Annotated in this window: 11 protein-coding genes; all 11 read left to right on the top strand. The window is 34.0% G+C overall.

Annotated features, from left to right (window positions below; all coding sequences use genetic code 11):
• Positions 1-192: 192 nt before the first annotated feature.
• Positions 193-1830: an oligopeptide ABC transporter substrate-binding protein OppA gene (gene oppA, locus QSH13_RS08030; RefSeq protein ID WP_109397659.1), complete on the top strand. Its 1638-nt coding sequence runs from the start codon at positions 193-195 to the stop codon at positions 1828-1830.
• A gap of 78 nt (positions 1831-1908) precedes the next feature.
• Entirely contained in the window at positions 1909-2829 is a 921-nt protein-coding gene (gene oppB, locus QSH13_RS08025) for an oligopeptide ABC transporter permease OppB (protein ID WP_069368989.1), read from the top strand.
• An 18-nt stretch (positions 2830-2847) separates the two neighbouring features.
• Positions 2848-3756: an oligopeptide ABC transporter permease OppC gene (gene oppC / locus QSH13_RS08020; RefSeq protein WP_100160272.1), complete on the top strand. Its 909-nt coding sequence runs from the start codon at positions 2848-2850 to the stop codon at positions 3754-3756.
• 10 nt (positions 3757-3766) lie between these two features.
• Positions 3767-4750: an ABC transporter ATP-binding protein gene (locus QSH13_RS08015; RefSeq protein ID WP_109397658.1), complete on the top strand. Its 984-nt coding sequence runs from the start codon at positions 3767-3769 to the stop codon at positions 4748-4750.
• Positions 4747-5754 (top strand): murein tripeptide/oligopeptide ABC transporter ATP binding protein OppF, encoded by a 1008-nt coding sequence (oppF, locus tag QSH13_RS08010; RefSeq protein ID WP_286038994.1) that lies wholly within the window; start codon positions 4747-4749, stop codon positions 5752-5754. Before QSH13_RS08015 ends, oppF begins: the two co-directional genes overlap by 4 nt.
• A gap of 791 nt (positions 5755-6545) precedes the next feature.
• Positions 6546-6881, top strand: a complete 336-nt coding sequence (locus QSH13_RS08005; RefSeq protein ID WP_072064083.1) for a helix-turn-helix domain-containing protein — start codon at positions 6546-6548, stop codon at positions 6879-6881.
• 265 nt (positions 6882-7146) lie between these two features.
• Positions 7147-7707, top strand: coding sequence for a type 1 fimbrial major subunit FimA (gene fimA, locus QSH13_RS08000; RefSeq protein WP_286038995.1), 561 nt, complete (start codon positions 7147-7149; stop codon positions 7705-7707).
• A gap of 65 nt (positions 7708-7772) precedes the next feature.
• Complete coding sequence (locus QSH13_RS07995) at positions 7773-8315, top strand: fimbrial protein (RefSeq protein ID WP_109397655.1); 543 nt, start codon at positions 7773-7775, stop codon at positions 8313-8315.
• A 24-nt stretch (positions 8316-8339) separates the two neighbouring features.
• Complete coding sequence (locus QSH13_RS07990) at positions 8340-9032, top strand: fimbria/pilus periplasmic chaperone (protein WP_109397654.1); 693 nt, start codon at positions 8340-8342, stop codon at positions 9030-9032.
• Between the two features lie 33 nt (positions 9033-9065).
• A complete protein-coding gene (locus QSH13_RS07985) occupies positions 9066-11657 on the top strand; it encodes a fimbrial biogenesis usher protein (protein ID WP_286038996.1) in 2592 nt (863 codons plus the stop codon).
• A gap of 17 nt (positions 11658-11674) precedes the next feature.
• A complete protein-coding gene (locus QSH13_RS07980) occupies positions 11675-12670 on the top strand; it encodes a fimbrial protein (protein ID WP_286038997.1) in 996 nt (331 codons plus the stop codon).
• Positions 12671-12673 lie beyond the last annotated feature (3 nt).

The following is a 12673-nucleotide window of genomic DNA, read 5'->3' as shown; positions in this document are numbered from 1 at the left end:
AAACTACACAAAAAAGATAACGGCATAAAAAAATGATAATGCTATCAGGCAATTAAGAACTGATAGCAAATAAGCAAAATTGATTTATTTTTTTGTAAAAACAATAAGTTGTGTAAACCGTTCTAAAACACAACTGAACATCACAGAATGGTTGTCTAACAACCCGCTCACTAACTGGGAGTATTTTATAAGATGAGTAATTTAACTAAAAAGAGTGCGTTGGCGATCGCAATAAGCGCAATCTTTGGATTGTCAGCACTAACCGCTAACGCTGCTGTTGTTCCTGACGGGGTGAAATTAGCTGAAAAACAAGTGCTGGTGCGTAATAACGGCTCTGAACCACAATCACTGGATCCTCATAAAATCGAAGGTGTACCAGAGTCTGCATTAGCGCGTGATCTTTTCGAAGGTGTTACGATTGTTGGACCAGATGGTGAAATTTTACCGGGCTCCGCAACTAGTTGGGAAAATAAAGATTTTACTGTTTGGACATTTAAAATTCGTGAAGGCGCTAAATGGTCAAATGGTGACCCTGTTACAGCACAAGATTTCGTTTATAGCTGGCAACGTTTAGCGGATCCTAATACTGCATCTCCTTATGAAAGTTATCTGCAATATGCGCATATCGTAAATATCGACGATATTATTGCAGGTAAGAAAAAAGCAACAGAATTAGGTGTTAAGGCATTAGATAACAACACATTAGAAATCACTTTATCTGAAGCAGTGCCTTATTTACCAAAATTATTAGCTCACTCCTCCATGTCGCCAGTTAACCAAAAAGTGATTGAAAAATTTGGTGAAAAATGGACACAACCCGCTAATTTCGTCGGTAACGGCGCTTATAATTTAAAAGACTGGACAGTAAATGAACGTATTGTGTTAGAGCGTAGCCCGACTTATTGGGATAACAAAAATACGGTTATTGATCAGGTGACGTTCTTACCTATTTCATCAGAAGTCACGGATGTAAACCGCTATCGTGCGGGTGAAATCGACATGACGTATAGCAATTTACCGATTGAATTTTTCCAAAAATTGAAAAAAGAGATCCCCGATGAATTGCGTATAAGCCCATATTTATGTACTTATTATTATGAAATTAATAATGAGAAGGCTCCATTTAACGATCCTCGTGTTCGTGAAGCACTGAAACTGTCAATGGATAGAGATATCATTACTTATAAAGTGAAAAACCAAGGTGATATCCCAGCTTATGGCTTTACCCCTCCATTTACAGATGGAATTAAAGAGAGCAAACCAGAGTGGTTTGCGAATTGGACTCAAGAACAACGTAATGAAAAAGCGCGTCAATTATTAGAAGAGGCGGGCTATAACAAAGCAAATCCACTGAAATTTAAACTTCTGTACAATACTTCTGATCTGCATAAAAAAGTGGCAATCGCCGCTTCTTCAATTTGGAAGAAAAATTTAGGTGCAGATGTGTCTCTTGAAAACCAAGAATGGAAAACGTTCTTAGATACTCGTCACCAAGGAACTTATGATGTTGCGCGTGCAGGTTGGTGTGCAGATTATAACGAACCTTCTTCATTCCTGAACATGATGCTGTCTTACAGCAGTAACAATACTGTTCACTATAAAAACACAGAATTTGACGCATTGATCAAAGAATCTTTACGTGTGAAATCTGATGACGAACGTGCTGCTATTTATCAAAAAGCTGAAGGCATATTAGATAAAGATTCGGCCATTGTTCCACTTTACTACTATGTAAACACCCGTTTAGTTAAACCTTATGTGGGTGGTTATTCCGGTAAAGATCCATTAGATAATTTACATACTAAAGACTTGTATATTATTGCTAAATAATCGGGCGAGACCTTGCCTTTTTAAGGCGAGGTCTTTTTATCGTCACGCCTGAATAGGTTTGTGTTATAGGAACGGGCAATGCTCAAATTTATTTTTCGTCGCTTTTTAGAAGCGATACCGACTCTATTTATTCTAATAACGATTTCGTTTTTTATGATGCGCTTAGCACCCGGTAGCCCTTTTACAGGGGAAAGGAAACTTCCACCAGAGGTCATGGCAAATATTGAAGCGAAATATCACTTAAATGATCCCATTTATAAACAATACTTTGATTATTTAATTCAATTGTCAAAAGGGGATTTAGGGCCTTCTTTTAAATATAAAGACTACAGTGTAAACACCTTAGTCGGTAAAGCATTCCCTGTTTCAGCTAAATTAGGGCTGTCGGCATTTATTTTTGCTGTCATTTTAGGTGTGGGGGCAGGCGTGATAGCCGCACTGAATCAAAACACCAAATGGGATTATACCGTCATGACATTTGCCATGACGGGGGTTGTCATACCGAGTTTCGTTGTTGCACCACTACTGGTTCTTATTTTCGCTATCTCTCTAAGGTGGCTACCGGCTGGTGGCTGGAATGGCGGTGCGGTGCAATATATGTTGCTACCTATGATTGCGTTGTCGCTTTCTTATATTGCCAGTATCTCGCGTATTACCCGTAGTTCAATGATTGAAGTTTTACACTCAAACTTTATCAGAACGGCAAAAGCGAAAGGCTTGCCGATGAAAAGAATTGTACTGCGTCATGCTTTAAAACCTGCGTTGCTACCTGTTATCTCATATATGGGGCCGGCATTCGTCGGTATTATTACGGGCTCAATGGTGATTGAAACCATCTTTGGATTGCCGGGTATCGGACAATTATTCGTTAATGGTGCTTTAAACCGAGATTACTCATTGGTATTAAGCCTAACCATTATCGTTGGTGCATTAACGATTTTCTTTAATGCGATTGTCGATATTTTATATGCCGTTATTGATCCGAAAATTCGTTATTAATAGACACTGGAGCGCGTTATGTTATCACTGAAAGAAAACAGCGAAGCTTTGGGGAATTTCTCGGAGCAATTAGATATTGAAGGTCGTAGTTTATGGCAAGACGCTCGTCGTCGTTTTATGCACAATAAAGCTGCCATCACGAGTCTTATATTACTTTTCTTTATTTTATTATTTGTCATTTTTGCCCCTATGTTATCGCCTTTTGTTTATGACGATACTGATTGGGAAATGATGTCAATGGCACCTGATTTTGCCTCTTCTCACTATTTTGGCACTGATTCATCTGGACGAGATTTATTAGTCCGTGTTGCGATTGGTGGACGTATTTCATTAATGGTCGGTATCGCGGCTGCCTTTGTTGCTGTTATTGTTGGTACGCTGTATGGTGCAATGGCAGGCTATATAGGTGGACGTGTTGACTCTGTGATGATGCGTTTATTAGAAATCCTAAACTCATTCCCATTTATGTTCTTTGTTATCTTACTGGTGACATTCTTTGGTCAAAATATCTTACTGATTTTTGTTGCGATCGGGATGGTATCTTGGCTCGATATGGCACGTATTGTAAGAGGACAAACTTTAAGTCTAAAACGTAAAGAGTTTATTGAAGCTGCATTAGTTTGTGGAGTGTCATCACGCAATATTGTGCTAAGACATATCGTACCTAACGTACTGGGTGTGGTTGTGGTTTATGCCTCTTTATTAGTCCCTAGCATGATTTTATTTGAATCCTTCTTAAGCTTCTTAGGCTTAGGAACACAAGAGCCATTAAGTAGTTGGGGAGCACTATTAAGTGATGGTGCAAACTCAATGGAAGTTTCTCCTTGGTTATTACTTTTTCCGGCTTCGTTCTTAGTTGTCACACTGTTCTGCTTTAACTTTATCGGTGATGGCTTACGTGACGCATTAGACCCGAAAGATCGTTAAGGAGAACAAAATGAATTCAACAAACAAATCGTTATTAAGTGTTAAAGATCTCTGTGTGACGTTTGGTACACCGGATGGCGATGTTACCGCAGTTAATAAACTCAACTTTGAATTATCTGCAGGTGAAACTCTGGGGATCGTCGGGGAATCGGGCTCAGGTAAATCTCAAACGGCATTCGCATTAATGGGATTATTAGCGAAAAATGGTCGCACAGCAGGTAGCGCGAACTTTAATGGTCGTGAGATCTTAAATCTTCGCCAAAGTGAATTAAATAAAATGCGTGCCGAAGAAATATCCATGATATTTCAAGATCCCATGACCTCATTAAATCCCTATATGAAAGTGGGATCACAGCTTATTGAAGTATTAATGCTTCATAAAGGCATGAGTAAAAACGATGCTTATGCAGAATCTGTGCGTATGTTAGATGCCGTAAAAATGCCGGAAGCCCATAAGCGTATGAGCATGTATCCTCATGAGTTTTCTGGAGGTATGCGTCAACGTGTAATGATTGCTATGGCATTGCTTTGCAAACCAAAACTTTTAATTGCTGATGAACCGACAACCGCACTTGATGTGACTGTTCAAGCACAGATCATGACCTTGCTCAATGAGCTTAAGAATGATTTAAATACCGCGATTATCATGATCACCCATGACTTGGGAGTCGTTGCGGGTATCTGCGATAAAGTATTAGTGATGTACGCAGGACGCACTATGGAGTACGGTAAAGCGCGTGACATCTTCTATCAACCATCACATCCATACTCTATCGGATTGTTACAGGCTGTTCCTCGCTTAGATGGTGAAGATGAACGACTAGCTACCATTCCCGGAAATCCGCCTAACTTATTGCGTTTACCAAAAGGCTGTCCATTCCAACCTCGTTGTCAGTATGCAACAGAACAATGCTTAACGAGTGAACCTCAATTAGCGCAATTTGCACAAGGGCGATTACGTGCCTGTTTTAAAGCGGTGGAGGAATTGGTATGACTCAGGCCATCTTACAAAATAGAAAAGTTATTCTAGAAGTGAATGACTTAAAAGTTTATTTCGATGTTCAAGATAATAAACAGTGGTTCTGGCAACCTAAAAAAAGCCTCAAAGCCGTCGATGGTGTCACACTGCGTTTATATGAAGGTGAAACATTAGGGGTTGTTGGTGAATCTGGTTGTGGCAAATCGACATTTGCGCGAGCCATTATTGGGTTAGTCAAAGCCTCAGGCGGTACAGTCACTTGGTTAGGTAATGATTTACTGGGTATGGGGAATAAGCAATGGCGCGATATTCGTCAAGATATCCAGATGATTTTCCAAGATCCGCTGGCGTCTTTAAACCCAAGAATGACGATTGGCGATATTATTGCTGAACCGCTTAAAACCTATCATCCTAAAATGAAACAGGTTGAAGTTGTTGAAAAAGTGAAAGCCATGATGATGAGAGTTGGATTATTGCCAAACTTAATCAACCGTTATCCTCATGAGTTCTCAGGTGGACAGTGCCAACGTATCGGTATTGCTCGCGCGTTAATTCTAGAACCTAAATTGGTGATTTGTGATGAACCCGTTTCAGCATTAGATGTATCAATTCAGGCTCAAGTGGTGAACTTGCTGAAAGATATTCAAAAAGAGATGGGATTATCTTTAATCTTTATTGCTCATGATCTGGCGGTGGTAAAACATATTTCAGATCGTGTTTTGGTGATGTATTTAGGGCATGCTGTGGAATTAGGAACTTATGATGAAGTTTATCATCAGCCATTACATCCTTATACCAAAGCATTGATGTCCGCAGTGCCTATTCCTGATCCTGATAAAGAGCGTAACAAGCATATTGATTTATTAGAGGGAGAATTGCCTTCTCCAATTAATCCACCATCAGGTTGTATTTTCCGTACACGTTGTCCAATGGCGGATGAAGAATGCGCTAAAACACGTCCTTTACTAGAGGGGAGCTTCCGCCATGCGGTCTCTTGCTTAAAGGTGGATCCGCTTTAAACTAATTTAGATATTCTGTTTCATAAAAAAGCCTGAATTTTATTCAGGCTTTTTTATCTAAAATATGAACGTCAATTCTATGTTATTTAATAAGCAAAAAATATTTTATTAATACATCTTGTTTTTGTGCTTATCATTATTTTTCAAAAAGCTTAAAAAGCCTAGTTTATAATTAATATTCTAATTATAAATCAATTAAGTTTCTTATTTTTAATATTAACTATATCTATTGTGTTTAGATATTTTAATATATTGAAAAACATTATTTTTTAATGAGTTAGGTGCGATTTAAGCGAGATTTATGCTTTCACTATTGTAATGAAATACTAATTAACACAAAGTTTGATTTTTATCAACAAAACTCAGCAGGAATTAGTTACAATTTACAATTGATAAGATTACTTAATGCCTTTATCTCTTTAACTTAATTCAAAAAGATGAAAAAGACTATTTTTTAACTTTGTCTTTGTCTTTACTTTTAATTAAATATTAATCCCTTCCAAATTATCCACTAATCATAAAATGATAAGTATTTATCTTTCCCATAAATGCAGAATATTATCTTTTATTTTGTCAAATAATCATTGTTTTTTAGATTTTATCACCTTACAAAAAAGATGATATAAAGAAAATAAATTATTAACCTCCTGATATAAGGTGATTGAGTATATTTACTTACACTTATTTAGTGTTTTATTATGTGCATTTTAATTGGTTAGAAAATTTTGAATGTTTGATTTTATTAATCTTATATCGTAAATTAAATACAAATACATTTGGGGAAGATAATTTTGGAAATAAATGATTTCTCATTGAATTTTAAATATATTTCAGAAAGAAAGATATTTTGTCATTCGATAGGATATGAACTTTCTCTCTTACGACAACGTAATTTTATGACGGGGGCTGAACTAGGAAAAATATTAAATATTTCTCAACAACAGATATCTCGTTATGAACGAGGTATAAATAAAATACCTGTAGATATATTATTTTATATACTAAATATATTTGATATTTCAATTAGTGATTTTTTTGATCGAGTGAGAAATAGAGTAATTACACTAAAGTATAAAATAAAATATGATACTGATAATAACATTCCTTTTTTTAAAAATGTTATTTAATATTTTTTGTTCTTTAAATTTATATAGATATACCAATATTACACTTTTAATAAGGATTTAATTTAAATCCTATTTATGTAATATCGACATGTCTATTGAGTTATTGTTACTTAATACTTTATTTTAATATCCATATCTTGATTTAATATTTAGATATAGAAATCCATTATTAATATTGCTCTTTAATATGAGTTTTATTGCCTTGAGTATATTTTGAAGTGAAGATGTTGTTTATATTTACCTGTAATATAAAAAGGAAAAGTCAATGCTTAAAAGAAAAATGCTAGTTAAAACCGTATTAGCTGTATCAGTTTTATCACTGAGTGGTATTGCTTCGGCGGCTACTATTGTTAATGGTGGTAAAATTAATTTTACGGGGCAAATAGTAAATGCTGCATGTGCTGTTAGTGCAAAGTCAATGAATCAAACTATCAATATTGGTCAATATCGAACAGCCCAATTTGATAGTGTTGGTAAAACTGTTGGAAACACTGATTTTTCGATTGATTTAGAAGAGTGTGATACTACAGTTGCAAAAAATGCCTCAGCATCATTTTCAGGTGTTAGTGATTCAAATGACAAAACAGTATTAGCTGTCAGTAATATTACAACTGGTGGCGCAGGCGCAGCTACAGGTGTTGGTATTGAGATTACAGACCATACGGGTAAAATTTTATCACCAGATGGTTCCGTGTTCTCTACCGCCAAACAGTTAATTGACGGAGCTAATACTTTGAATTTTGTTGCCCGCTATAAATCAACATTAGATACCGTAACACCGGGTCAGGCGGATGCCAATGTGACTTTCAGAATGCAATATGAATAAGTCTAATTAGTTTATTGAGAAGTATGGCCTAATAATAAAGGCCATACTTTTATATCGAGGCAAATATGAAATATAGTTTAATATATTCTATTGCACTGTTTTTTTCTATTTCATTTACAACACATTCTATAGAAAGGAATAAAATATTTTTAGATGATGGTATTGTTTATTTTAGGGGAGGTATTGTTGAGCCAGCATGTACAGTATCTCCAGAAAGTAAAAATCAGATTGTTGATTTAGGTATTATTAGTAGTAATCAATTTAGTGGTATAGGAACTCATTCAATAAAGCTCCCTTTTTTTATTAAATTAATGAATTGTAATGAAAATATGGCTGACAAAGTCAATTTGTATATTTTAGGTGATGTCAATAGCAGAGATAAACGATTATTTAATATTACAGAAAAACAAAATTCAGCTTCAGGTGTTGGTGTTGCACTATTTAATTCTGAAGATGAGATAATAATTCCAAATAATATTAATAAATATAAGTTTATTAAAGAAAATGAGTTAAAAATAGAATTTAAAGCAAGCTATTTGGCAACAAAAGAAACGGTTATTGGCGGTAAGGCCGATAGTGTTGTGTGGTTTGTTTTTAGTTATCACTAATTAAACCTGTTACTCGAGGCTCATATGTATTTAATATATAGAAACTATATTATTTTATTTTTTCTCTTTTGTTTTTCTTCATTCTCTAATGCTGGAGGTGTAGCATTGGCTGCAACTCGCATAATATATCCAATGGATGCTAAACAAACATCAATTACTATTAATAATACAGATAAAAAATTACGTTTTTTAATTCAGTCGTGGATTGATGATAACGATGATAAAAAAACAAATGAATTTATTGTGACTCCACCTCTTTTTGTGAGTAAGCCTGAAAGTGAAAATAAATTAAGAATTATATATGCAGGAAAAATTTTACCCACTGATAGAGAAAGTCTATTTTGGCTAAATATGAAAGCAATACCTGAAATTGAAAGAGAAGAAATTAAAGATAAAAATATATTGCAATTAGCCGTGTTATCTAGAATAAAAATATTTGTTAGGCCACAAGGTTTGGTATTTAGAACGGAAGATGTTCCTAATAGTATCGAATTTATATCTTCAGGGCAAAAATTAACAATAAAAAATCCAACACCATATTATGCAACCTTAATTAACATAAAAATCGGAGAAGAAAAGTTGAATAGTACTATGGTGCCGCCAAAAGGATCTATAGAAATAAAAGTCAACAATCCTAGCTATAATCAAATATCTTATCAAACTATTAATGATTATGGTGCCAGTACGCCAATAATAATAAAAAAGGTTAGTAAATAATATTATAAGATTAATTAATGATAAGGTTTTATTATGTTAAAATCTAAGACTATAATTTTTAATCTCTATTTCGTTTTAGGATCTTTTTATTCTAGCATTAGTTATGCAGATAGCTTTTTTAATCCTAATTTGATATCAAGCATTGATAGTGAAGTTGCAGATTTATCACGCTTTGATAAAGGTGAAGGCCAGCCTGAAGGAATCTATTCAGTCGAAATCTATGTCAATAATGAATATATTGAAACTAAAAGTATTCCCTTTTATGAAAATAAAAAATCATCTGATGGAACTGGGTTACTACCTTGTTTAAACAATAAAGAATTAAAAAATATAGGTGTGAATTTAAATGAAGATAGTAAACAAATTAATAGTAAAAATTGTATTGATATATTAGGTGAGATTGAAAAGTCAAACATTAGATTTGATTTTGAAAGTCAAAAATTATTTTTAAGTATTCCACAAGTAATGTTTAAAAATAATGTTCGCGGTTATATTCCACCAGAAAAATGGGATAACGGAATTAATGCTCTTTTATTAAATTATAATTTCAATGGAAGAAATAATAAAAATGATAAAGATGGCTCAAATAATAATAACTATTTCTTAAACTTAACGCCAGGTATTAATATAGGTTCATGGCGCTTTAGAAATGAAAGCTCATGGATCTATGCTAGAGGACAAAATAACCAAAACAAATGGAGAAATATTAGAACATATGTACAAAAGCCGATTATCTCGTTAAAGGCCGATTTGACGGTAGGTGATTCATTTTCTAATGGAGTTATCTTTGATAGCCTTGGTTTTAGAGGTGCTAAACTAGAATCTGATGATAATATGTTACCTGATAGTATGCGTGGATTTGCCCCGACAATTAAAGGAATTGCAAATAGCAATGCTATTGTGACCGTAAAACAAAATGGTTTTGTGATTTATCAAATTTCGGTGCCACCTGGTGCTTTTGAAATAAAAGATCTCTACGCAACTTCAAGTAGCGGTAATTTAGATGTTATTGTTGAAGAGAATAATGGAAAGATTACTCAATTTGTTGTTCCATATTCTAACGTGCCTATTTTACAAAGAGAAGGTCGATTAAAATATGAGCTTATTGCTGGTGAGTTTAGAAGTGGCTCAAATAGTCAAGATAAACCTAATTTTGGACAATTTAGCCTAATATATGGCTTGCCTTATAATACAACCCTCTATGGTGGTAGTCAGTTCTCTAATAATTATCAATCATACGCTATTGGGTTAGGGGGAAATTTAGGTAGTTTAGGCGCTATCTCAGCAGATATTATACAAGCAAATAGTATATTACCCAATGAAGAGCATAAAAAAGGGCAATCTGTTCGATTACTCTATGCTAAGTCAATAAATGAGACTGGCACTAATTTCCAAATTATGGGATATCGATATTCAACACAAGGCTATTATACGCTAAATGAAGTTAGCTATAAAAGAATGAAAGGGTATGAGATCAGACAACCTGATGGATTATTTGAAGGTAAGGATCAACTTTCTGATTACCATGATTTAAATTATTCTAAAAAAGGACGTTTTCAAGTTAATATAAATCAGCAAGTGACGGATAACAGTTCTTTATATTTATTGGGTTCTTATCAAAATTATTGGCGAACAACGGAAACAGAACAATTATGGCAGATTGGTTATAATGGAAATATAAAGCAAATTAATTATAGCTTGAATTTTTCTAAATCTAAATCGCCAGGTATGAATGGAGATAATAAAAATATTGCATTTAATATTTCTATTCCTATTAATGATCTTTTTAATCGAAATAGAGTTAATGATTTAAACTCTAGTCGAAATAGTATGTATGCCGTTTATTCTATGAACAGAAGTAATGACAATGTATGGGTTCAACAAGCTGGATTAACAGGAACACTACTTGAGGATAATAATTTAAATTATAATATCCAACAAGGGTATGCTCATAACGGTGGTGGTTATTCTGGAATGGTTTATGCTAACTATAAAGGGAAGTATGCTAATCTAGGGAGCGGATATAATTATAATAACGATTGGCATGAATTAAATTATAATTTAAATGGTGGTGTTGTTGCACATTCTGGTGGAATTACTTTAAGCCAACCTTTAGGCGATACAAATATTCTTATTAAAGCAAATGATGCTAATAATATTAGAGTTGAGAATGCTAATGGTATATTAACTAATAATAAAGGATATGCTGTTCTACCTTATGCATCTATTTATAAGAATAATCGTGTTTCTTTGGATATAAATTCGTTAGGTGAGAATGTTGAATTAGAGAATTCAATTCTAAATGTTGTTCCTACAAAAGGTGCACTGGTTCAAGCTGAATTTAAGACAAATATTGGTTACAGAGCAATGGTTACTTTATCAAAACAGAATGGTTCAGTGATCCCATTTGGTGCGATTGTTATTGATGAGGAACGTTCTGTGAGTGGCATAGTGGGTGATGATGGTCGAGTATTTATTTCTGGATTAGCGCCTGTAGGTAAGTTAAAAGCCAAATGGGGGCAGGCAGAAGATCAACAATGTTTATTTAATTATGAGATTAGCGAGACATCATCTAAAGAGAAAGGAATTTATTTTATATCTTCTACTTGTCAATCTGATAAATAACAACTTAATGGGTTTTTATGATGAGAATATTATTATTTATGATAATGGCCATTGCTTCAAATAGTGCTATTGCTGTTAACTGCATCAGTGGTTGTAATGCTAATGAAATTTCAACACTCAGCGGACAGTTAACAAAGAATGAAAATAAACTAGGGGTCACTAAAGATGCTTCTGATATTAATTTAACAAATAGAACAACATTAAGGTGGAATGCAGGTCAAGGACAAACCTGGGCAACATATTCTAATGGTAATATTCCTACAGCTAACACCAGTAATAATGATTGGGTATATTCAAGAATAGATGACTATATATCTGTAGCTTTAAGGATGACAAATAATTGTAGAACAATTTATGTTCCTTATAATGTACCAACTTTAAGTTCTACTTGTGGTCCTCGTTCTTATACTGAAGGTGAAGAAGGGGTCGTTTCTACACGAAAATATCAGACACGAATAAAAATAGATAAAGCGATTATTTCAGGTACTTATGTAAATAATATATTTGTTGGTGAATTTGGATTCTGCCAACCACAAAATTGCGCAACAAAACAAGCTGTGATCACTAAGTTATTTTTAAATCTTTCGATATCTGTACCACAATCTTGTGTGATTAATTCTGGTCAAGTATTAAATATTGATTTTGATAATATTCCTGCATCAAGTTTTAAAGAAGCGGGGAAAAGAGCGGAAGGAGTAAATACAATTTCGCGTAATTTAAATATTCAATGTGACAATATAGAGGCTAGTGCAGATTTGACAATGCGTTTACAAGCCGATTCTGTACGAGGCAATGCAATTGTTTCTAATAATAAAAGTGTTGGATTTATTATTGCGAACGCTAATGGTGCGGAATTAACCCCTAATGATTTATCTAGTTTTATTCCTTTTAAACTAAATGGAAATTCTGACTCTAATGTTACTATTAATGTGTATCCTGTCAGTATTGATGGAAAAACACCAGCAGAAGGTTCTGTGACATCTAGTGGTTTCTTAAGAGTCGATTTTCCTTAAATT

Source organism: Proteus faecis (assembly GCF_030286765.1).
Taxonomy (GTDB): Bacteria; Pseudomonadota; Gammaproteobacteria; order Enterobacterales; family Enterobacteriaceae; genus Proteus; species Proteus faecis.
Note: the sequence above shows the minus strand (reverse complement) of the source record. Positions and strands in the feature narration are given on the sequence as shown.

Bases quoted from the DNA above. Each gene is read 5' to 3' on its own strand.
- oppA (WP_109397659.1), top strand. From the start codon at position 193: ATGAGTAATTTAACTAAAAAGAGTGCGTTGGCGATCGCAATAAGCGCA.
- oppB (WP_069368989.1), top strand. From the start codon at position 1,909: ATGCTCAAATTTATTTTTCGTCGCTTTTTAGAAGCGATACCGACTCTA.
- oppC (WP_100160272.1), top strand. From the start codon at position 2,848: ATGTTATCACTGAAAGAAAACAGCGAAGCTTTGGGGAATTTCTCGGAG.
- QSH13_RS08015 (WP_109397658.1), top strand. From the start codon at position 3,767: ATGAATTCAACAAACAAATCGTTATTAAGTGTTAAAGATCTCTGTGTG.
- oppF (WP_286038994.1), top strand. From the start codon at position 4,747: ATGACTCAGGCCATCTTACAAAATAGAAAAGTTATTCTAGAAGTGAAT.
- fimA (WP_286038995.1), top strand. From the start codon at position 7,147: ATGCTTAAAAGAAAAATGCTAGTTAAAACCGTATTAGCTGTATCAGTT.
- QSH13_RS07995 (WP_109397655.1), top strand. From the start codon at position 7,773: ATGAAATATAGTTTAATATATTCTATTGCACTGTTTTTTTCTATTTCA.
- QSH13_RS07990 (WP_109397654.1), top strand. From the start codon at position 8,340: ATGTATTTAATATATAGAAACTATATTATTTTATTTTTTCTCTTTTGT.
- QSH13_RS07985 (WP_286038996.1), top strand. From the start codon at position 9,066: ATGTTAAAATCTAAGACTATAATTTTTAATCTCTATTTCGTTTTAGGA.
- QSH13_RS07980 (WP_286038997.1), top strand. From the start codon at position 11,675: ATGATGAGAATATTATTATTTATGATAATGGCCATTGCTTCAAATAGT.